At 40.8% G+C, this 21,793-nt stretch carries 18 protein-coding genes; 5 read left to right on the forward strand and 13 right to left on the reverse strand.

The features are described from left to right. Nucleotide 1: 1 nt before the first annotated feature. The 9 genes from rffC to trxA form a co-directional block, all read right to left on the reverse strand. On the reverse strand, nt 2–715 hold the full coding sequence (gene rffC, locus DK865_RS16375) for a dTDP-4-amino-4,6-dideoxy-D-galactose acyltransferase (RefSeq protein WP_023583644.1): 714 nt from the start codon (nt 713–715) through the stop codon (nt 2–4). Then, nucleotides 693–1,574 (reverse strand): glucose-1-phosphate thymidylyltransferase RfbA, encoded by an 882-nt coding sequence (gene rfbA, locus DK865_RS16380; protein ID WP_036914733.1) that lies wholly within the window; start codon nt 1,572–1,574, stop codon nt 693–695. Before rfbA ends, rffC begins: the two co-directional genes overlap by 23 nt. Nucleotides 1,575–1,595: 21 nt before the next feature. Further along, complete coding sequence (rffG, locus tag DK865_RS16385) at nt 1,596–2,663, reverse strand: dTDP-glucose 4,6-dehydratase (RefSeq protein WP_036914761.1); 1,068 nt, start codon at nt 2,661–2,663, stop codon at nt 1,596–1,598. Next, nucleotides 2,660–3,922 carry a UDP-N-acetyl-D-mannosamine dehydrogenase gene (gene wecC / locus DK865_RS16390; RefSeq protein WP_023583647.1) on the reverse strand — a complete coding sequence of 421 codons (1,263 nt, stop codon included), beginning with the start codon at nt 3,920–3,922 and terminating at the stop codon, nt 2,660–2,662. The genes rffG and wecC overlap by 4 nt, the downstream gene beginning before the upstream one ends. Then, nucleotides 3,919–5,049, reverse strand: coding sequence for a non-hydrolyzing UDP-N-acetylglucosamine 2-epimerase (gene wecB, locus DK865_RS16395; RefSeq protein ID WP_036914734.1), 1,131 nt, complete (start codon nt 5,047–5,049; stop codon nt 3,919–3,921). Before wecB ends, wecC begins: the two co-directional genes overlap by 4 nt. Before the next feature lie 126 nt (nt 5,050–5,175). Beyond that, a complete protein-coding gene (wzzE, locus tag DK865_RS16400; protein WP_023583648.1) occupies nt 5,176–6,234 on the reverse strand; it encodes an ECA polysaccharide chain length modulation protein in 1,059 nt (352 codons plus the stop codon). Between the two features lie 25 nt (nt 6,235–6,259). Continuing rightward, the gene (gene wecA / locus DK865_RS16405) at nt 6,260–7,348 is read right to left on the reverse strand and encodes a UDP-N-acetylglucosamine--undecaprenyl-phosphate N-acetylglucosaminephosphotransferase (protein WP_036914738.1); all 1,089 of its coding nucleotides are present in this window, start codon (nt 7,346–7,348) and stop codon (nt 6,260–6,262) included. 409 nt (nt 7,349–7,757) lie between these two features. Next, nucleotides 7,758–9,017 carry a transcription termination factor Rho gene (rho, locus tag DK865_RS16410; protein ID WP_023583649.1) on the reverse strand — a complete coding sequence of 420 codons (1,260 nt, stop codon included), beginning with the start codon at nt 9,015–9,017 and terminating at the stop codon, nt 7,758–7,760. Nucleotides 9,018–9,582: 565 nt separating this feature from the next. Next, the gene (gene trxA / locus DK865_RS16415) at nt 9,583–9,909 is read right to left on the reverse strand and encodes a thioredoxin TrxA (RefSeq protein WP_006535838.1); all 327 of its coding nucleotides are present in this window, start codon (nt 9,907–9,909) and stop codon (nt 9,583–9,585) included. A 119-nt stretch (nt 9,910–10,028) separates the two neighbouring features. On the opposite strand from trxA, the gene rhlB reads away from it, so the two are divergent. Beyond that, nucleotides 10,029–11,333: an ATP-dependent RNA helicase RhlB gene (gene rhlB, locus DK865_RS16420; RefSeq protein ID WP_023583650.1), complete on the forward strand. Its 1,305-nt coding sequence runs from the start codon at nt 10,029–10,031 to the stop codon at nt 11,331–11,333. A gap of 3 nt (nt 11,334–11,336) precedes the next feature. Next, nucleotides 11,337–12,845, forward strand: a complete 1,509-nt coding sequence (gene gppA / locus DK865_RS16425; RefSeq protein ID WP_109392361.1) for a guanosine-5'-triphosphate,3'-diphosphate diphosphatase — start codon at nt 11,337–11,339, stop codon at nt 12,843–12,845. A gap of 77 nt (nt 12,846–12,922) precedes the next feature. Here gppA and rep read toward each other — a convergent pair whose 3' ends face one another. Next, nucleotides 12,923–14,947, reverse strand: coding sequence for a DNA helicase Rep (gene rep, locus DK865_RS16430; RefSeq protein WP_109392362.1), 2,025 nt, complete (start codon nt 14,945–14,947; stop codon nt 12,923–12,925). A gap of 172 nt (nt 14,948–15,119) precedes the next feature. Here rep and DK865_RS16435 point away from each other — a divergent pair, with 172 nt between their 5' ends. Together DK865_RS16435 and DK865_RS16440 are read left to right on the forward strand one after the other, a co-directional pair. After that, nucleotides 15,120–15,368, forward strand: coding sequence for a ribbon-helix-helix domain-containing protein (locus tag DK865_RS16435; RefSeq protein WP_036914743.1), 249 nt, complete (start codon nt 15,120–15,122; stop codon nt 15,366–15,368). Next, entirely contained in the window at nt 15,369–15,638 is a 270-nt protein-coding gene (locus DK865_RS16440; RefSeq protein WP_109392363.1) for a type II toxin-antitoxin system YafQ family toxin, read from the forward strand. 188 nt (nt 15,639–15,826) lie between these two features. On the opposite strand, the gene ilvC is transcribed toward DK865_RS16440, so the two are convergent. Beyond that, nucleotides 15,827–17,302, reverse strand: coding sequence for a ketol-acid reductoisomerase (gene ilvC / locus DK865_RS16445; protein ID WP_109392364.1), 1,476 nt, complete (start codon nt 17,300–17,302; stop codon nt 15,827–15,829). A gap of 170 nt (nt 17,303–17,472) precedes the next feature. On the opposite strand from ilvC, the gene ilvY reads away from it, so the two are divergent. Next, nucleotides 17,473–18,360: an HTH-type transcriptional activator IlvY gene (ilvY, locus tag DK865_RS16450; RefSeq protein ID WP_023583656.1), complete on the forward strand. Its 888-nt coding sequence runs from the start codon at nt 17,473–17,475 to the stop codon at nt 18,358–18,360. On the opposite strand, the gene ilvA is transcribed toward ilvY, so the two are convergent. Together ilvA and ilvD are read right to left on the reverse strand one after the other, a co-directional pair. Beyond that, nucleotides 18,346–19,920, reverse strand: a complete 1,575-nt coding sequence (ilvA, locus tag DK865_RS16455) for a threonine ammonia-lyase, biosynthetic (protein WP_023583657.1) — start codon at nt 19,918–19,920, stop codon at nt 18,346–18,348. The two genes, ilvY and ilvA, sit on opposite strands and share 15 nt — an antisense overlap. Before the next feature lie 2 nt (nt 19,921–19,922). Then, nucleotides 19,923–21,773 (reverse strand): dihydroxy-acid dehydratase, encoded by a 1,851-nt coding sequence (ilvD, locus tag DK865_RS16460; protein ID WP_109392365.1) that lies wholly within the window; start codon nt 21,771–21,773, stop codon nt 19,923–19,925. Nucleotides 21,774–21,793 lie beyond the last annotated feature (20 nt).

Consider the following 21,793-nt stretch of genomic DNA (forward strand, 5'->3'; position numbering starts at 1 on the left):
ATTATCCCCTGTATAACCAATAAGTGGTGCTCTCTATTAAGCCCCCACAGTGTGTATATAAACGCGAAGCTGCAATATTGCTGATCTGTGTTGCAACATATAAGGTTGAAATACCTTGTTGTTGACACCAATACTTCGCGGCCGACATCAGTTGTTTACCAATGCCTTGTCCTATTCTGTTGGGCATTACTGCGAGTAATCCCACTCTTGCTTCACTTTCAGATAGATGGCGTAAAGTGACAAAACCACTGACATTATTTTCAGCATCATAAGTCAGTAAGCAGATATCATCGAACGTGCCTAACACTGCTTTTTTCACCCATAATGCATAAAAACGACTGCTATCACCTTCTTGATACCAAGGTGTTCTAAAACGACTTTGTACAAAAACGTTTGAAGCCGTTGCCATCAATAAATCGATATCCTCTTCATTCGCTTTTCTAAAACGATATTCTATCGTTTTCTTACAAGCATTTTCTGTGCCAATTGAAAGTTTAAAATCAATTTCACCTTCCGCAAATTGAAAACCTAATTGACTGAGTTTATCGATGAGAGAAAGCTCATGAGATGCGACTTTAGCTTGAACCACAGCAAAAGCGTCAAGCTGTTCGTCTGTTAACGCGGGCGCTTGTGTATCAAACTCAAGGCGCCCTGTTTTGAGGGAAAAATACTCGCTTTCCCACTCAAGATAATTAATATTGGCGAGGACGGACATGTAATAAATCCAATAGATAGCGACCATAACCTGTTTTAGACAGTGATTTTGCGCTTTCTCTTACTTGATCATCACTGAGCCAACCATTGCGCCAAGCAATCTCTTCAAGACACGCCACTTTAAATCCTTGGCGTTTTTCAACCGTTTGAACAAAGGTGCTGGCTTCAATTAAACTATCGTGAGTTCCAGTATCTAACCACGCAAAACCACGTCCCAGTAGTTCAACGTTAAGCTCACCACATTCAAGATACATCTGATTAATCGACGTAATTTCTAGTTCACCACGGATCGACGGTTTAACTCGTTTGGCAAAATCCACCACTCGGTTATCGTAGAAATAAAGCCCCGTCACTGCCCAGTTAGATTTAGGTTGCTCAGGCTTTTCTTCAATCGACAATACTTTGAAATCATCGTCAAATTCAACAACACCAAATCGTTCAGGATCCATCACTTGATAACCAAAAACTGTCGCACCACGTTCACGTTGAGCAACTTGTTTTAGTTTTGGGCTAAATCCTTGACCAAAATAGATATTATCACCTAAGACTAAACAGCAATGATCATCACCAATAAATTCTTCACCCAAAATAAAGGCTTGAGCTAAGCCATCAGGAGATGGCTGAACTTTATATTGAAGATGAACACCAAATGCAGAACCATCACCCAATAAGCGCTGAAATGAGGTCATGTCATCGGGTGTTGTGATGATCAAAATATCTCGAATACCAGCAAGCATCAGAACTGAAAGCGGATAATAGATCATGGGCTTATCATAGATAGGCAATAACTGCTTCGATACCCCTTTGGTTATCGGATGCAGTCGTGTACCAGAGCCACCCGCTAAAATAATACCTTTCATCATTTATCCTTTTTTACTTAATCAGTTCCCAAGCCCTAGACGTTCACCTGCATAAGAGCCATCTAACACACGTTTCCACCAAGTTTCGTTATTTAAATACCACAAAACAGTTTTACGAATGCCAGATTCAAATGTCTCTTCTGGTTTCCAGCCCAATTCAGCTTCAATTTTCGCCGCGTCAATCGCATAGCGCAGGTCATGACCGGGTCTGTCTTTCACATAAGTGATGAGATCGACATATTGAGCAACACCTTCCGGTTTTGCTGGATACAACTCTTCTAATAGCGCACAAATTGTTTTAACAACATCAATATTGCGACGCTCATTGTGTCCACCAATATTGTAAGTTTTACCCGGTGTTGCTGTGGTTGCGACTAAATAGAGGGCACGAGCATGATCTTCAACATAGAGCCAATCACGGATCTGTTCACCTTTACCATAAACAGGTAATGGTTTCCCTGAAATCGCATTTAAGATAATTAATGGGATTAATTTTTCAGGGAAATGGTAAGGACCATAATTATTCGAGCAGTTCGTGATCACCGTGGGTAAACCATACGTACGTAACCAAGCACGCACTAAATGGTCACTTGACGCTTTAGAGGCAGAATATGGGCTACTTGGCGCATAAGGTGTGGTTTCAGTGAAGAAATCATCTGTACCTTCTAAATCGCCATACACTTCATCTGTTGAGATATGGTGGAAACGAAATGCCGTTTTCTTTTCTTGTGGTAAAACTTGCCAAAAGTGACGAGCGGCTTCCAATAAGGTGTAAGTACCCACAATATTGGTTTCAATAAACGCAGCAGGACCATCGATGGAACGGTCAACATGGCTTTCGGCCGCTAAGTGCATAACAACATCTGGCTGATATTGAGCAAATAAGCGATCAAGCTCTGCGCTATCACAGATATCGACTTGCTCAAAGGCATAGCGCTCACTCTCCGCTACCGTTGCTAATGACTCTAAATTACCGGCATAAGTCAGTTTATCCACCACAATAACGCTGTCATTGGTGTTTTCAATAATATGTCGAACAACAGCAGAGCCGATAAAACCGGCTCCACCTGTCACTAGAATGCGTTTCAACGCCATACTCCTTTAGTATCTACAATCCATTTTTGAGTGACTTTACTACCTGGGATCGCTTTAAATTGTTGGTGATCTACTAACATTAAAACAATATCAGCGTCTTTCAGCGCTTGTTCTGTTGATACTAACTCTGTGATCCCTTTCAGTTTTGTTGGTAGCTCATGAATATTCGGCTCAACGGCTAATGTTATACCACTGTGCCAATCCGCAACTTGTTTAGTGATATTCATCGCTGGGCTTTCACGTAAGTCATCGATATTAGGCTTAAAGGCTAAACCAAAGCAGGCAATCTTAATTTCGTTTGCACGTTTACCTGTCTCAGTAAGGCAATCTGCAACAGCGGCTTTAACTTGATCGATAACCCACACAGGTTTGCCATCATTGACCAAACGTGCAGTGTGAATTAAACGAGATTGTTTTGGATTTTGTGACACGATAAACCAAGGGTCAACAGCGATACAGTGGCCGCCAACACCAGGACCAGGTTGTAAAATATTGACGCGAGGATGGCGGTTCGCCAAGCTAATGAGCTCCCACACATTAATATCTTGCTCAGCGCAGATCAGGGATAATTCATTAGCAAACGCAATATTAACATCACGGAAACTATTTTCAGTCAGCTTACACATTTCCGCGGTACGCGCATTAGTGATAACACATTCACCTTCAAGGAAAATCTTGTATAACTCGCTGGCACGCTCTGATGATTTACGGTTCATGCCACCCACAACACGGTCATTGCGGATAAGCTCTATCATCACTTGTCCCGGTAATACACGCTCAGGGCAGTAAGCAACATCGATATCAGCATCTTCACCTTGTTGATGAGGGAAAGTTAAGTCTGGACGAGCTTCCGCTAACCACTCTGCCATTTTTTCAGTAGAGCCAACTGGTGAGGTTGACTCTAGAATAATAAGATCACCTTTCTTTAATACAGGTGCGATAGAGCGTGCGGCTGCTTCAACATAAGCCAAATCAGGCTCATGCTCACCTTTAAATGGTGTAGGTACAGCAATAAGATAAGCATCTGCTGGCTGTGGCGTGGTGTAGGCTTTTAAATGACCTTCTTCAACGGCTTGTTTAACGACTTTATCAAGATCGGGTTCAACGATGTGAATTTGACCTTTATTGATCGTATCCACTGCATGCTGATTAACATCAACACCGATGACGCTTTTTTTACGAGAGGCAAAAGCTGCCGCTGTAGGTAAACCAATGTAGCCGAGGCCGATAACAGAAATAGTTTCAAAACTCATAATGTCACCTGATTTTTTTTCAATGCTTCAAGAATACGTTGGCAGGCATGACCATCACCATAAGGATTTGTCGCCTTACTCATTTGGTGATACGCGTTTTCGTCTGTCAATAAAGAGGTTACTTCGCTAACAATACGTTTAGTATCTGTTCCCACTAAACGAACAGAGCCCGCTTCAACCGCTTCTGGGCGCTCTGTAGTGTCTCGCATTACAAGAACAGGCTTACCTAATGAAGGGGCTTCTTCTTGAATTCCACCAGAATCAGTCAGAATAAGGTAAGCATGGTTCATTAAATAAACGAATGGAAGATAATCTTGTGGCTGTATTAGCTTAATATTATCAATACCATGAAGGATACGTTGAACAGGTTCACTCACATTAGGGTTTAAGTGAACAGGATAGACAACTTCGACATCTGGGTGTGCTAATGCAATTTCAGCTAAAGCTTGGCAGATACGTTCAAAACCACCACCAAAGCTTTCTCGACGATGTCCTGTTACCAAGATCATTTTCTTGTCAGGCTGAATAAATGGATAGTTTACCGCAAGCTCATTTAAGAGTGTTTGATTGCCCATCACTCTGTCACTTACCCAAAATAACGCATCAATTACCGTATTTCCCGTGACAAAGATATTTTTATCTGCAACCGCTTCTCGTACCAAATTTAATTTTGCAGTTTCTGTTGGTGCGAAATGATACATTGCAAGATGTCCTGCAATGGTGCGGTTTGCCTCTTCAGGCCAAGGGGAGTAAAGATTACCCGTACGTAGCCCAGCTTCCACATGACCAACTGGAATTCGTTGATAAAATGCGGCTAAACTTGCTGCCATCGTCGTTGTTGTATCACCATGTACCAAAACAACATCAGGTTGAAATGACGCTAATACCGGTTTTAACCCTTCTAAAATACGACAGGTAATATCCGTTAAATCTTGTCCTGGTTTCATAATATTGAGATCGTAATCTGGTTGGATCTCAAAAAGATTTAATACCTGATCAAGCATTTCTCGATGTTGGGCCGTAACACATACCTTCGCTTCAAACGAATTATCATTTGCTAAAGCGTGCACTAAAGGTGCCATTTTTATCGCTTCAGGGCGTGTGCCAAAAACAGTCAACACTTTCACAGTGGCTCTCTTTTTTTCGTTGTTATATCGCTTATTTTTGGGAAAGCAATATGCCCTTATTCTCAATACATCAGGTGCCGAAACACCTGATGTCCCGTTATTGTCATCAATGACAAAATTTAATTATTATTTTTTTAATGAACTGCGTCTTACTAATGCAACGCCTGCACCCGCTAAAACACCAATAGCGCCCCAAAGTACCATCATAAAGGCACGACGAGGACTATCACGTTTCACAGGATCTTCAGGGGTACGTAGAAAACGGTAAGTTTGGAAGTTATCTTGTAATTTTGCGCCCACAGCAAGGGTCGCTAACATTGCCGTATTTTGATCATAATCACTATCAAAATCAGCACCTGTTGCGACTAAAGTTTCTAGCTGTGATTGCAACAGAGGAACACCTAACAGAAACAGTTTAGAATCTGGTAACTCATCAATCGCAATTGAGGTTTGTTTTTGAGAAATCCCCTGTTTCTCAGCCACTTTGATTGATTGCTCTAATAAGTTAATTTGGCGTTGATACGCAGATTGAGCCGCCATTTCTTGACGTTTAACTAGCGCTTTCATTGATTGAGTTCGAGTTGCCCAAGCCGTTATCACTTCATCATTAAGATGCGTAGATGCTCTCTTATTAGCAAAAGCAATATACTCATTTAATAATTGACTCGCTTCTTTTGATGTTTCCGCGATAAGTTTCAGTTGATCATTACCTAATTTTTTCTCATCAGCGGGCGTAAATTGAATATTGTTAATTAACTCATCCAATAACGCAGCATTAGCCTGTTCATCACTCTCTTTGCGCTGTTTGAAATAATCCGTTTGCAACCAAAACTCACGACGTGTATCAAACGCTGCGATTTGAGTAATAAACTCTTGATAAGCTTCATCTGAGATAGTTAACGCTGAGGTTTGTGCTGCTGGATTAATCTGTGTATCAAGATTGCGCAAAAACTGAGATTGCGAATAGTAACTGCCTAAGTTATTAATCGTTGGTTTCTCTGTCATTGCGATTGCACTCCATTTAGGTTGCATCAAATAAGATGCACCGAGTGCAATCACTGCAAAAAGCAGAGCGAACCCTATAATCCAGCTTTTTCCTGACCAAAGTGCACAAAAAAGACCTCGAATATCGAGTTCATTATCTGGCTGATTACCCTGTCGGGAGGCGTTATTTTCCGAGTTCATCACGTTAAAAAACCTCTGCTTTATATTAATGCTGTTGTGTTGCTCTACGTAAGCGACGCTTATGTCGTTTAATAAAACGAGCGACTCGCCACGCGCGTTTAATGCAATAACCATACATAACAAATGCAAGCAAGAATAATGCCAACATAAACCATTCAGGTACAAATGATAGGTTTTGACCGATAATACCAATCGCTGCTAATAACGCAGCTGACAAGGTAATCAGAATGAAAGCTTGGCGGGAAGTAAAACCTGCACGCATGATCAAATGGTGAATATGTTGACGGTCTGGAGAGAAAGGACTCATTCCTTTACGTAAACGGCGGTACATAATTGCCACCATATCCATAAGAGGAATAGCAATTATCCATAATGCAGTGACCGCTTTAACTGGGCGAGGCTGAGTTTGTGTTGATGCGACCAATAACCAAATAATGGTAAATCCAATCAGTGTACTCCCCGCATCTCCCATAAAGACTTTGAATTTTTTACCACAGACCCCTAAGTTTAAAAGGATATAAGGTAAGATTGCCGCGATAAATGAGAAGCACCAGAATGCAAGAGCTGAATTACCACCTTGATATAATAAAATACCAAGTGCGCCAAAAGAGACACAAGAAAGACCACCTAATAATCCATCAATACCATCAACCATATTAAAGGCATTGATTGCTGCCCAAACAGCGAAAAGTGTAACAATATAGCCGAAAGGTCCTAAATGCATTTCCCAAGGACCAAAAGCATGACCCAGAGTGTCAAGTTTTAATCCCGCACCCACCATCATCACGATCCCAACAAAAGCTTGGATTGTTGCTCTAATTTTGACACTAATATCGAAGCGATCATCTAATGCGCCGATAAAAACAAGGAGTCCCGCACATGCCAGATATAATTCCTTATGGGGAATATAGATATCTGAAATATAAAATGCGAAAACAATACCAAAATAGACTGATATTCCTCCAACTAGAGGGATCAATCCATGATGTTTTTTACGATAATTCGGTTTATCCACGAGTCCAATTTTCTTTGCAATTTTACGAGCCAGAAATAAAAATGCGAAAGAAAATAAGAACACATAAAAAACGCTTGTGCTCATTTTTAGTATATCCACAGTACTGTTCTCTATAATAAATATAGCTGGTTATTTTACGCTTCCATGTGTTTTTATTCTTTTTTCCAGCCTCACCACGACGAGTTTATTCAAAACCCACCACCCTTCATCAATTATAAGTTTTCCTTAACTATTTTTTATTGATGCCATCGCTATTTTTATCAATTACTAAAACATGCAATATATATACCAACATCTCTCTAAAATATTGCAATCTAAAATTAAATTACATCTATAAGAAAAACAAAAAACGCCACAACTATTGTGGCGTTTTCATCATATCGTCATTCTTACAAAGTAAACGAGCTTAACAGCATATAAATTGAGGTGATATTACTTATTCTGTAACAGAGCACACTATTTTAATAGTTTAATCCTATTCTCAGCTCAATCACTTTGTTAATCCACTTTATGAACGTTTCATAAAGTCGAAGAATTCTTCATTTGTCTTAGTCATTGCTAATTTATTAATGAGGAATTCCATTGCGTCAATTTCACCCATTGGATGAATAATTTTACGCAGTATCCACATTTTTTGTAGCTCATCTTGAGACGTCAGTAACTCTTCTTTACGTGTACCAGAACGATTGTAATCAATTGCCGGGAAAACACGTTTTTCAGCAATTTTACGAGACAGGTGTAATTCCATATTACCTGTACCTTTAAATTCCTCGTAGATCACTTCGTCCATCTTAGAACCCGTATCAACTAATGCTGTTGCAATGATAGTCAAGCTACCACCTTCTTCAACATTACGCGCCGCACCGAAGAAGCGTTTAGGACGATGTAATGCGTTTGCATCCACACCACCTGTTAACACTTTACCGGATGAAGGAACAACGGTGTTATACGCACGCGCTAAACGTGTGATGGAGTCTAACAGGATGATAACGTCTTTTTTGTGCTCAACTAAACGCTTCGCTTTTTCAATCACCATTTCTGCAACTTGTACGTGGCGAGAAGCTGGCTCGTCAAAGGTTGAAGCAATAACTTCCCCTTTTACTAAGCGTTGCATTTCTGTCACTTCTTCTGGACGTTCATCAATCAGAAGTACCATTAATACGCAATCTGGGTAGTTATGAGCAATATTTGCCGCAATGTTTTGCAGCAACATGGTTTTACCTGCTTTTGGTGGAGCAACAATAAGACCACGTTGACCACGGCCAATGGGTGCCGCTAAGTCAAGAACACGCGCGGTTAAGTCTTCTGTTGAACCATTACCACGTTCCATGCGTAAACGATTATTAGCATGTAAAGGTGTTAAGTTTTCAAAGAGGATTTTACTGCGGGCATTTTCTGGTTTATCAAAGTTAACTTCATTAACTTTTAGGAGGGCAAAATAACGTTCACCTTCTTTAGGAGGACGAATTTTCCCTGCGATGGTGTCACCAGTGCGAAGGTTAAAACGGCGAATTTGACTTGGAGAAACGTAGATATCATCGGGACCAGCAAGGTAGGAACTGTCTGCGGAACGTAGGAAGCCGAAGCCATCCTGCAATATTTCCAGCACACCGTCACCGAAAATATCTTCTCCACTTTTCGCGTGTTGCTTCAAGATAGAGAAAATAATGTCTTGCTTTCTCATTCGAGCCAGGTTCTCTAGCCCCATATTTTCGCCAAGTGCTATCAATTCTGATACCGGCGTATTTTTTAATTCGGTAAGATTCATAATGGTGGGTTCTTAATAACTCGGGGTAACTCTCGAACTATGAACGTGAATAGTATAACAGCGAATCGCTGTCAGTTTCGTCATGTGTAAAATTACAGATTATAACTTTCTAACATAAGGGTATAACTAAAATGATAATGTTAGAGAGTGTTAATACTATTAGACCAGTCAGCTTTATCCCAGAGAAGTGACATTCATTTTCGCGATGCATGAGCGTACTTTCAACTTATGGGTTAGGAACATACTTGGAAAAATTTATATTCCTTGAATACTATAGATTATTCTAAGGCAACTTGACTGGTTAGATGAATTCAGATTACTTATATTAAATATCATATTAGATTAAATATCATATCATGTTATTCAATTCTATTACTTTGCACGCTTGATATTCAATATCTCAGACTTATTTAATCATGTCTAATCATATTGACAAGTAGATCCGATATATTATGTAAGTAAGTGGCGCTAACTTATCATGCTTCGAAGCGGACGTCTAGCGGTCAATAACAGAAATACTGACAAGGTCTAAACGTCCTACTTTATTTTTGATATCTAAATCAAATTAGATATTTTCGTCTAAAAACTCTTTCAGTTGAGTTTTTGACAATGCGCCCACTTTAGTCGCAGCAACTGCACCGTTTTTGAATAAAATCAGTGTAGGAATACCACGAATACCGTATTTTGGTGCTGTCAGCGGGTTTTGATCGATGTTTAGCTTCGCAACTGTTAATTTACCAGCGTATTCTGTTGCAACTTCATCTAGAATAGGAGCAATCATTTTACATGGGCCACACCATTCAGCCCAGAAATCAACGAGCACAGGGCCGGTTGCATTTAATACATCAGCATCGAATTTGCTGTCAGATAAGTGAAGGATTTTATCGCTCATTGTTCTACTCCAAAGAATAATATTGACCGTACCAGTGTAACATTAAATAACAAAAGTCTGTCTGCATTTCAGCGGATAAACTTTTGTAATGCAACCCATAACTGATATTCTATTACATTATGAGCAAAACATATTTGACAGAAAAGAAGTTTTCCGACTTCGCCTTGCATCCAAAAGTGATAGAAGCCCTTGAGAAAAAAGGGTTCTCTAATTGTACACAAATTCAGGCATTGACGTTACCTATCACTGTGAAAGGTCAAGACATTGCCGGGCAAGCCCAAACAGGAACAGGCAAAACGTTGGCGTTTTTAACCTCAACGTTTCATTATCTTTTAACACACCCTGCAAAAGAAGGGCATGAAACCAATCAACCTCGTGCTCTTATTATGGCGCCAACACGCGAATTAGCCGTGCAGATTTATTCTGATGCTAAAGAGCTTGCGCAAAATACAGGGATTAAAATGGGTCTCGCCTATGGTGGCGATGGCTATGACGAACAACTCAAAGTATTAAGTAGTGGTGTCGATATTGTTATTGGCACAACAGGTCGTTTAATTGACTACGTTAAGCAAGGTCATATTAACCTTAGCGCAATCCAAGTTGTAGTACTTGATGAAGCTGACAGAATGTACGATCTCGGCTTTATTAAAGATATTCGTTGGATTTTTCGTCGTATGCCCGTTGCGACTGAACGTATGAATATGCTGTTCTCTGCAACGCTTTCTTACCGCGTAAGAGAGCTGGCTTTTGAGCAGATGAATAATCCTGAATATGTTGAAGTTGAACCTGAACAAAAAACAGGTTTTAGCATAAAAGAAGAACTCTTTTATCCTTCAAATGAAGAGAAAATGCGTCTTCTTCAGACATTAATTGAAGAAGAGTGGCCAGATCGCTGTATCATTTTCGCCAATACAAAACATCGTTGTGATGATATTTGGGCACACCTTGCCGCAGATGGACACCGCGTTGGCTTATTAACAGGTGATGTTCCTCAGAAAAAACGTCTACGTATTTTAGAAGATTTTACCCAAGGTAATATTGATATTTTGGTTGCTACTGACGTTGCCGCGAGAGGCCTTCATATTCCATCAGTAACGCATGTTTTTAACTATGATTTACCTGATGATTGTGAAGATTATGTTCACCGTATAGGTAGAACAGGACGCGCAGGAAATAGTGGTAATTCAATCAGCCTTGCGTGTGAAGAATATGCACTAAATTTACCTGCAATTGAGACTTATATTCAACATGCTATTCCTGTGAGTAAATATAATAGTGATGCGTTATTAGCTGATCTTCCTGAGCCTAAACGCCGTCACCGTCCTCGCCAAGGTCAGCCTCGTCGCAACAATGCGTCAGTGCGAAATAATAGAGGAAATAATACTCAACGTAACAACCGAAATAAACGCCCGAGTCATCCATAAATTATGCTGAAATCCTCATCACTTTATGCTGCTATTGATTTAGGTTCTAACAGTTTTCATATGTTAGTCGTTCGAGAGATCGCGGGTTCTATACAAGTCCTTTCCCGCGTGAAACGTAAAGTTCGACTCGCTGCTGGCCTAAACAGTGAAAATGAATTGTCAGAGCAGGCAATGGAACGCGGTTGGCAATGTTTACGACTTTTTTCTGAATATCTACGTGATATTCCGACTGAACAAATCAGAGTCGTCGCAACAGCCACATTACGTATTGCTAAAAATGCAGATATTTTTGTCACAAAAGCGTCTGAAATATTGGGCAATACGGTTCATGTTATTAGTGGTGAGGAAGAAGCACGCCTTATCTATCGTGGCGTTGCACATACCACGGGGGGTGCAGAGCAACGTTTAGTCGTCGATATTGGTGGTGGCAGCACTGAGCTGGTTACGGGTACTGGCGCTAAAACGACACAATTAATGAGTTTAAGTATGGGCTGTGTAACTTGGTTAGAGCGTTATTTTACTGATCGCTCTTTAACTCAAGAAAATTTTGCTAAAGCACAAGACGCAGCCAAAATGATACTCGCTCCAGTAGCGGATAAATTAATTGAGCAAGGCTGGCAAGTGTGTGTGGGCGCTTCTGGTACTGTACAAGCATTGCAAGAGATCATGATTGCTCAAGGTATGGATGAATTAATCACCTTACCTAAGCTTGAGCGGCTCAAACACAAAGCCATTGAATGTGGAAAACTGGAAGAGTTGGAAATCGAAGGGCTGACTTTTGAACGCGCTTTAGTTTTTCCGAGTGGGCTGGCTATCTTAATCGCCATATTTGAAACACTGCATATCGACAACATGATCTTAGCAGGTGGTGCATTACGAGAAGGCTTAGTCTATGGAATGTTACACCTTCCTATTGAGCAAGACATCCGCCAACGTACTCTTCGTAATGTTCAACGTCGATTTCAGATTGATATTGAGCAAGCGCACCGCGTTCAACAACTTGCAGAACACTTTTTTATCCAAGTCAGTAAGAGTTGGCAGCTAGATAATCGTTGCCGTGAGTTGCTTAATAGCGCCAGTGCATTACATGAAATTGGCCTAAGTGTCGATTTCCGCCAAGCACCTTCACATGCAAGCTATCTGATCTCTCATCTTGATTTACCGGGATACACACCTGCACAACGACGTTTATTGGCTTCTTTGCTGAAAAACCAAACAGGGATCATCGATCTTGCACCTCTTAATCATCAAAACGCCTTACCGATAACTCAGGCTAATCGACTGGTGCGTTTACTGCGATTAGCCATCATTTTTGCTAGCCGTCGCCGTGATGATACTCTCCCTGCATTACGATTACGCACTGAAGATGAGAAACTCATTATTACACTGCCATATCAATGGCTTAATGAGCATCCATTACGTGCTGAAAATCTCCAAGAAGAGATCCAACTTCAGAGTTATGTCCATTGGTCTTTAATGATTGAAGAACAAAATAGTTCTCGTATAAGTTAATCTTTTTACTTATACAAAATAAAAACCCCTTGAAGATCAATATGCCAAGGGGTTCATTTTATCGATCACTCTCTAGGCTATTCTGGTTTATGCCTTGCCAGCATCGCTCTTAATCCTGCAACACCTTTTTGTCCTTTCTCTTGTTTTTCTTCGGCGCTTAACACTTTCTTTTTATTGGTATCCCAATTCAAATCATCTTGAGGTAATTCATAAAGAAAGCGGCTTGGATCAGGTTTGATTAATTCACCGTATTGACGTCTTTCCTTACATAACGTAAACGTGAGTGTTTTTTGTGCACGCGTAATTCCCACATAAGCAAGACGTCTTTCTTCTTCTACATTATCTTCATCAATACTGCTTTGGTGTGGCAATATACCCTCTTCCATGCCCACTAGAAATACATGAGGAAATTCAAGGCCTTTAGAGGCATGTAATGTCATTAACTGAACTTGATCTAACTCTTCTTCTGTTTCTCCTCGCTCCATCATATCGCGCAAGGTAAAACGGTTAACGACTTGAGAAAGCGTCATAGGCTCATGTAATTCATCACCTTCAAGCATTTCACTCATCCATAAAAATAGCTGATTAATATTTTTCATCCTCATTTCCGCGGCTTTCGCGCTACTTGAGGTTTCATATAACCAACTTTCATAATCCATTTCATGCAATAAATCACGTACAGCTAGCAGAGGCTCTCGTTCTGATTTTTGCACTATACGCGACATCCATTGTGAGAATGCTTGCAATGAATTCAAGCCTCGACCTGTTAATGTTTGGCTTAACCCCAAATCAAAACAGGCATTGTATAAGCTTTTATCTCGAATTTTTGCCCACTCGCCTAACTTTTGAATTGTCATAGGTCCAATTTCACGACGAGGTTTATTCACAATACGTAAAAATGCCGCATCATCATCAGGATTAGTAATGACGCGTAAATAGGCCAAAATATCTTTTATCTCTTCTCGTGAGAAAAAAGAGGTTTCACCTGAAATACGATAAGGAATACGATTTTGCATCAAGTATTTTTCAAAAATACGAGACTGATGGTTACCACGATAAAGGATCGCATAATCCTTATAATTAGTTTTATTAATAAAGTGATGAGCAATTAATTCGCCAGCGACACGCTCAGCTTCATGCTCTTCATTATTCGCCGTTAAAACTCGCAGTTCATCACCATAACCTAATTCTGAAAATAATCGTTTTTCAAAAACATGAGGATTATTTTCAATCAAGATATTCGCTGATTTTAGAATACGCCCAGAAGAACGATAATTTTGCTCAAGCTTAATCACATTAAGTTGTGGGAAATCTTTTTGTAATAACACTAAATTTTGAGGACGAGCGCCACGCCATGAATAGATTGATTGATCATCATCACCAACAACTGTAAAGCGAGCTCTTTCGCCAACCAACCATTTGACCAATTCATATTGGCTTGTATTCGTATCTTGATATTCATCCACCAGCAAATAACGAATACGTCGTTGCCAGCGCTCTCTCACTTCTTCATTCGTGCGTAATAACATGGTTGGTCGGCTGATTAAATCATCAAAGTCGAGCACATTACAACTACGCAGATGTTGCTCGTAACGTCGGAAGCATTCGGCAAATGTATGATCTTGTTGCGATCTTGCCATTCCCATTGCTTGTTCTGGCGTCAGCATGTCATTTTTCCAGTTAGAGATTTGGCTCTTTAACTGAGAAAGTAAATCTTTATCTTCTTCTAATAAATCAGCCGTTAATTCTTTGAGTAGTGCCGATTGGTCTTGATCATCAAACAATGAAAATTTCGCTTTAATACCTAACGCTTTGTATTCACGTTTAATAATTTCTAATCCCAAGGTATGGAACGTTGAGATCATTAATCCCTTCGCTTCTTGACGACCTAAGGTTTGAGCAACACGCTCTTTCATTTCACGCGCAGCTTTATTGGTAAACGTAACCGCGGCTATTTGCTTAGCTGGGTATTGGCATTGACGAATAAGATGTGCAATTTTATTGGTAATAACCCGTGTTTTACCTGAGCCCGCTCCTGCCAAGACCAAACAAGGACCTGACACATATTCCACTGCTTTTTGCTGACCAGGATTTAATCGCATACTTTTTCCAAACTTCATTAATCAAGAATATAACGGAGGATAATTGTAGCAGAAAGTGCATAGAAAGATGGTTCGGTTTTTTGAGCCTCATTTTATCTAAGTAAAACGAAGTTTAACCTTGTTTAATAAAGTTTTACCATGTATGATATTTGAACAAATAAGGAGGTGTATTATGAGTATAAAAAGCGAATTAATAGCCACTAAAATTGATGTTGAACTCAAAGAGGCTTTTGTTGCAATAGCTCGAAATAAACACAGACCTGCCTCTCAAATTTTAAGAGATCTCATTCGAGTTTATGTGGAAAGTAATCAAACCCAACCAAATGAAAAAACATTAAAAACTTTTGCAAAAACAGATAAAGGTGATGATGTTTTTTATGCCAAAGATGCCAATGATTTATTCAAAAAATTGGATATCTAAATGCGAAAAGTTAGCTATTCAGAACAATTCAAAAAAGATTTAAAACTCGCAGAAAAACGTGGGAAGGATATCAATAAACTAAAAGATATTATGCTGCTATTAATGCAAGGAGGACGACTACCAATTCAATTGAAAGACCATCCATTAACTGGAAATTGGAAACCTCGTCGAGATCTTCATATTGAACCTGATTGGCTACTTATTTATAAAATAGAAGATGATACAGTCCATTTTGAAAGAACTGGTTCACATTCTGATTTATTTAAATAAAAGACCGAATACCTAATTAATAGACTATGTGGCCTTTATTATTTTTAAATACACTTAGCGCTTATTTTTCTAAGCTATTTGCGCGAGAAGAAGGCGGCAAAGGAGGTTATCCCAAGGAACATACATTAGTATGTGACTTGGGTAACCGAGTGTAGCCAACGCATTTATCGCGCAAGAGCAACGAAAAATTAGTTGCCAACGGCGATCTTCTTCATATCCGTCATATATCCACGCAACGTTTTACCTACCGCTTCGATTGGGTGCTGACGGATAGCTTCATTGATATCACGTAATTGCGCATTATCGGTTCCATTATCTTGAACTTTCTTCGCTAAATCGCCAGATTGCAAGGTTGTCATAAACTCTTTCAACATAGGAACAACAGCAAATGAGAACAGATAGTTACCATATTCTGCGGTATCAGAGATAACCACGTTCATTTCATATAAACGTTTACGAGCGATGGTATTCGCGATTAATGGCAACTCATGCAGTGATTCATAATAAGCTGACTCCGCAAAGATCCCTGCTTCAATCATGGTATCAAAGGCTAATTCAACACCCGCTTTAACCATTGCAACCATTAATACACCATGATCAAAGTACTCTTGCTCACTAATTTTACCCTCATATTCAGGATAATTTTCAAATGCACTTGCTCCAGTCTCTTCACGCCATGTCAGCAAGTTTTTATCATCATTTGCCCAGTCAGCCATCATCGTTTCAGAGAATTTACCTGAAATGATATCATCCATATGTTTCGCAAACAGTGGAGCCATGATCTCTTTCAGTTGTTCTGATAATGCATAAGCACGCATTTTCGCAGGGTTAGATAATCGGTCCATCATCAAGGTGATACCACCTTGCTTGAGTGCTTCTGTAATTGTTTCCCAACCGAATTGAAGCAACTTACCTGCATAGCCTGGTTCAACACCATCTGCAACCATTTTGTCATAACATAACAGAGAGCCTGCTTGTAACATACCGCACAGAATAGTTTGCTCACCCATTAAGTCAGATTTTACTTCAGCAACGAAAGAAGACTCTAAAACACCAGCACGATGCCCCCCTGTTGCCGCAGCCCATGCTTTTGCAATGGCCATGCCTTCACCTTTTGCATCATTCTCCGGGTGAACAGCAATCAGTGTTGGAACACCAAAACCACGTTTATACTCTTCACGAACTTCGGTACCTGGGCATTTTGGTGCAACCATAACAACAGTGATGTCATCACGAATTTTTTCGCCAACTTCAACGATATTAAAGCCATGGGAGTAGCCTAATGCTGCACCTGATTTCATCAGCGGTTGAACGGCTTGAACAACAGCAGAGTGCTGTTTGTCTGGCGTTAAGTTAACCACTAAATCAGCTTGAGGGATCAAAGCCTCATAAGTTCCGACCTCAAAACCGTTTTCGGTTGCACGACGCCATGATGCACGTTTCTCATCAATCGCTTCTTGGCGTAAGGCATACGCGATATTCAAACCGGAATCACGCATATTTAAACCTTGGTTAAGGCCTTGTGCGCCACAACCTACGATAACGACTTTTTTGCCTTTCAGGTAATTTGCTTCATCAGCAAATTCTTCGCGCGACATAAAGCGACATTTACCCAATTGCGACAACTGCTGACGCAGATTCAATGTATTAAAATAATTTGCCATGAGGGACTCCAAAATCGTTGTGTATGTGTTTGCTGTTATTATCCTCACTCTCTGTGAGGTGTTGCATGACTTTACTATAGGGGATGAAAGCCATTGCTTAAATTGATATATTTACAAGATAGTGTTGCAAAAAATGCAACGTTCTTTTTTCTTACCTAAGGTGGCTGGCAATGGATATTCGTGATCTCAAACTCTTCCTGCATTTAGCTGAAAGTTGTCACTTCACCAAAACGGCACAAGCGATGCACGTCAGCCCTTCCACGCTCTCTCGCCAAATCCAACGTCTTGAAGAGAGCTTAGGTCACCCACTGTTTTTACGTGATAACCGGCAAGTCACGCTCACTGATGCTGGCGAACAATTAAAGCGCTATGCTCAACAGACTTTGTTGCAATATAAGCAACTGAAGCATACGCTAAACCAAAATAGCCCAAGTCTTTCGGGTGAACTGCGCCTATTTTGTTCTGTAACAGCAGCTTACAGCCATTTACCGCCTATTCTTGACCGTTTTCGGGCAGAAAACCCATTAGTTGAAATAAAACTCACCACTGGAGACGCGGCTGATGCGGTCGATAAAGTACAATCTGATGAAGCCGATCTAGGTATTGCAGGAAAACCTGAAAAACTACCTGAAAATATCTGCTTTGAAAAAATAGGCGAAATTCCATTAGCCCTGATTGCACCCGCTCTGCCTTGTAATGTTCGTCATCTCGCAACACAGGAGAAACCCGATTGGCCCAATATTCCGTTTATCATTCCTGAACATGGCCCATCGCGACAACGAATTGCCTTATGGTTTAAACGCCACCGCATCCATAATCCCTTGATTTATGCGACTGTTTCAGGACATGAAGCGATTGTCTCAATGGTTGCGTTAGGTTGTGGTCTTGCACTTATTCCGCAAGTTGTCGTTGATAACTGCCCTGAGCCTGTTCGTCACCGCATCTCTTTATTGGATAATATTTCAATGGTAGAACCTTTCGAATTAGGCGTTTGCGGATCACACAAACGCCTTCAAGAGCCAGTGATCAAGGCTTTTTGGCGATTACTCCACGACTAAAGTTGTCGTTTGTGGTGACAGGAATAACTGAAAAGAAGGATTTCCTGTCTCATCATGATATTCATAGCCTAATGCATCTAAATGTCGCTCGAAACGCCCTTCCGTTTCGGGTAATTCAAATGCCACCAGCACACGTCCATAATCAGTACCATGACTCCGATAGTGGAATAATGTGATATTCCAATAAGTGCCTAATGTTTTTAAAAACTTCATTAAAGCGCCTGGCGACTCTGGGAACTCAAAACTAAATAGACGCTCTTTAAGGGGTTTATGAGGACGTCCCCCCACCATATAACGCACATGAAGTTTTGCCATTTCATCGTCAGAAAGATCAGCAACTTGATAACCTGAAGCAGTTAGCTCGCGTAAAATTTCTTTTCGCTCTTGTAAACCTTGACTTAAACGAACACCGACAAAAATACGTGCATTTTCAGGGTCCGCATCACTATAACGATAGTTAAACTCTGTCACTACACGCTGTCCTAAGATCTGACAAAAACGTAAAAAACTGCCCTTTTGCTCTGGAATAGTCACAGCAAATAACGCTTCACGTTTTTCGCCTAGCTCACAGCGTTCAGAAACATAACGTAGCCCATGAAAATTCACATTGGCTCCGGAAAGCACATGCGCTAGACGCTCACCTTTGATCTGGTGCTGTTCTACGTATTTCTTAAGTCCAGCTAATGCCAATGCGCCTGAAGGCTCTGCAATCGCACGTACATCTTCAAATAAATCTTTTACTGCCGCACAAATTTGATCACTATCAACAGTAATCACATCATCGACATACATCTGGCATAAACGAAAAGTTTCATCACCAATACGCTTAACAGCAACACCTTCTGCAAATAAACCGACTCGAGATAATTCAACAGGATGCCCTGCCTCTAAGGCTGCTTTTAAACAGGCTGCATCTTCTGCTTCAACACCGATAACCTTAATTTCTGGCATAAGCTGTTTAATTAATACAGCCACGCCAGCAATTAAACCACCACCACCTACAGGTACGAAAATACGATCAAGATGAACATCTTGTTGTAAGAGTTCCATTGCGAGTGTTGCCTGTCCTGCAATGACTGCTGGGTGATCAAAAGGCGGAACAAAGGTGTATCCCATCTCTTCAGACAGTGCGATAGCTTTCGCTTTTGCTTCATCAAAGTTGGCACCGTAAAGCAATGCTTCTCCACCAAATTGACGAACAGCATCGACTTTAATATCCGCGGTTGCCACTGGCATCACGATTAATGACTTTACACCCATTCGATTTGCTGACAATGCAACGCCTTGAGCGTGATTACCCGCTGATGCCGTCACAACACCTTTTTCTTTTTGCTCAGGAGTCAACCCTGCAATCATGCTGTAAGCGCCACGTAGTTTAAAACTATGAACAGGTTGTCGATCTTCACGCTTAACTAAAATTGTATTTTCTAGACGTTCAGAGATTTTTGTCATCTCTTGAAGTGGAGTCACTATTGCGGCTTCATAAACAGGAGCACTCAGCGCCGCTTTTAAATATTCAGCACTACTTGGTGCTGAATTTAAAGGTCTAAAGGCAGCCATTCTTAGCCCCCTAATTTAGATTTATCACGCACCGCACCTTTATCGGCACTAGTGGCTAAGGAGGCGTAAGCACGTAAGGCAAACGAAACTTGACGCTGTCTATTTTGTGGTGTCCATGCTTTATCACCACGAGCATTTTGTGCATCACGACGTGCAGATAACGTTTTATCATCTACCTTTAATGAGATCTCGCGAGTTGGAATATTAATAGAAACAATATCGCCTTCTTCTACTAAACCGATCACACCACCATTTGCAGCTTCAGGTGAAACATGCCCAATAGATAAACCAGATGTTCCTCCAGAGAAACGCCCGTCAGTAATCAGTGCGCAAGCTTTACCTAATCCCATTGATTTTAAATAAGAAGTTGGATACAGCATCTCCTGCATACCCGGTCCACCTTTAGGACCTTCGTAACGAATAATGACCACATCACCTGCCACTACTTTTCCACCTAAGATAGCCTCAACAGCATCATCTTGGCTTTCATATACTTTTGCAGGGCCACTAAAAATTAAGTTATCTTCATCAACGCCTGCTGTTTTAACAATACAACCATCGACGGCTAAGTTGCCGGATAAAACCGCTAATCCACCATCTTGGCTATAAGCATGTTCTTTGCTACGGATACAACCATTTTCACGATCCGTATCTAACGTCGGCCAACGACAATTTTGTGAAAACGCTTTCGTAGTACGAATACCTGCGGGACCTGCTTTGAACATTGATTTTACTTGCTCATCTTGCGTTAACATCACGTCATATTGCGACAATGTTTCTGGCAAACTTAACCCTAAAATATTATTAACATTGCGATTGAGTAATCCTGCTCTGTCTAACTCACCTAAAATACCCATGACGCCACCAGCGCGGTGAACATCTTCCATATGATATTTTTGTGTACTCGGTGCGACTTTACATAAATGAGGGACTTGGCGAGAAAGTCTGTCGATATCTTCCATGGTGAAGTTAACCTCACCTTCTTGCGCGGCAGCCAATAAATGCAGAACTGTATTTGTAGAGCCTCCCATTGCAATATCTAAGATCATCGCATTTTCAAAGGCTTCTTTTTTAGCGATATTGCGCGGTAATGCGGATCTATCATCTTTTTCATAATAACGCTTGGTTAATTCAACAATGCGCTTACCTGCGTTGATAAACAGTGTTTCACGATCTGCGTGTGTTGCTAATAATGAGCCATTTCCGGGTTGAGATAATCCCAGTGCTTCTGTTAAGCAGTTCATGGAGTTTGCGGTAAACATGCCTGAACACGATCCGCATGTTGGACAAGCTGAGCGTTCGATTTGCTCACTATCAGCATCACTGACATTCGGATTCGCCCCTTGGATCATGGCATCAACCAGATCCAATTTGATCAGTTGATCTGAAAGCTTTGTTTTACCCGCTTCCATAGGGCCACCCGAAACAAAAATAACAGGAATATTTAAGCGTAAAGACGCCATTAACATTCCTGGGGTGATCTTGTCGCAGTTTGAGATACACACCATCGCATCCGCACAGTGTGCGTTAACCATATATTCAACAGAGTCCGCGATAAGTTCACGCGATGGCAAGGAGTAAAGCATACCACCGTGTCCCATTGCGATACCGTCATCAACCGCAATGGTATTGAATTCTTTAGCGACACCACCAGCGGCTTCAATTTGCTCCGCAACGAGTTTTCCTAAATCCCGCAGATGCACATGACCCGGTACAAATTGCGTAAATGAATTCACAACAGCGATAATGGGTTTACCAAAATCAGCATCAGTCATTCCCGTTGCACGCCATAAGGCACGGGCTCCCGCCATGTTACGACCATGTGTCGTTGTCGCTGAACGGTATTTAGGCATTTTTCACACTCCTGCGATAA

Origin of the sequence: Proteus cibi, assembly GCF_003144405.1 — a bacterium.
Taxonomy (GTDB): domain Bacteria; phylum Pseudomonadota; class Gammaproteobacteria; order Enterobacterales; family Enterobacteriaceae; genus Proteus; species Proteus cibi.

What these genes read in the sequence shown, in the direction of transcription:
- gppA (WP_109392361.1), top strand. Translation starts at nt 11,337, where the DNA reads ATGCTGAAATCCTCATCACTTTATGCTGCTATTGATTTAGGTTCTAAC.
- wecC (WP_023583647.1), bottom strand. Translation starts at nt 3,922, where the DNA reads ATGAGTTTTGAAACTATTTCTGTTATCGGCCTCGGCTACATTGGTTTA.
- DK865_RS16440 (WP_109392363.1), top strand. Translation starts at nt 15,369, where the DNA reads ATGCGAAAAGTTAGCTATTCAGAACAATTCAAAAAAGATTTAAAACTC.
- rfbA (WP_036914733.1), bottom strand. Translation starts at nt 1,574, where the DNA reads ATGAAAGGTATTATTTTAGCGGGTGGCTCTGGTACACGACTGCATCCG.
- ilvC (WP_109392364.1), bottom strand. Translation starts at nt 17,302, where the DNA reads ATGGCAAATTATTTTAATACATTGAATCTGCGTCAGCAGTTGTCGCAA.
- ilvA (WP_023583657.1), bottom strand. Translation starts at nt 19,920, where the DNA reads ATGGCTGCCTTTAGACCTTTAAATTCAGCACCAAGTAGTGCTGAATAT.
- rhlB (WP_023583650.1), top strand. Translation starts at nt 10,029, where the DNA reads ATGAGCAAAACATATTTGACAGAAAAGAAGTTTTCCGACTTCGCCTTG.
- wzzE (WP_023583648.1), bottom strand. Translation starts at nt 6,234, where the DNA reads ATGAACTCGGAAAATAACGCCTCCCGACAGGGTAATCAGCCAGATAAT.
- ilvY (WP_023583656.1), top strand. Translation starts at nt 17,473, where the DNA reads ATGGATATTCGTGATCTCAAACTCTTCCTGCATTTAGCTGAAAGTTGT.
- rffC (WP_023583644.1), bottom strand. Translation starts at nt 715, where the DNA reads ATGTCCGTCCTCGCCAATATTAATTATCTTGAGTGGGAAAGCGAGTAT.
- rho (WP_023583649.1), bottom strand. Translation starts at nt 9,017, where the DNA reads ATGAATCTTACCGAATTAAAAAATACGCCGGTATCAGAATTGATAGCA.
- DK865_RS16435 (WP_036914743.1), top strand. Translation starts at nt 15,120, where the DNA reads ATGAGTATAAAAAGCGAATTAATAGCCACTAAAATTGATGTTGAACTC.
- rep (WP_109392362.1), bottom strand. Translation starts at nt 14,947, where the DNA reads ATGCGATTAAATCCTGGTCAGCAAAAAGCAGTGGAATATGTGTCAGGT.
- trxA (WP_006535838.1), bottom strand. Translation starts at nt 9,909, where the DNA reads ATGAGCGATAAAATCCTTCACTTATCTGACAGCAAATTCGATGCTGAT.
- ilvD (WP_109392365.1), bottom strand. Translation starts at nt 21,773, where the DNA reads ATGCCTAAATACCGTTCAGCGACAACGACACATGGTCGTAACATGGCG.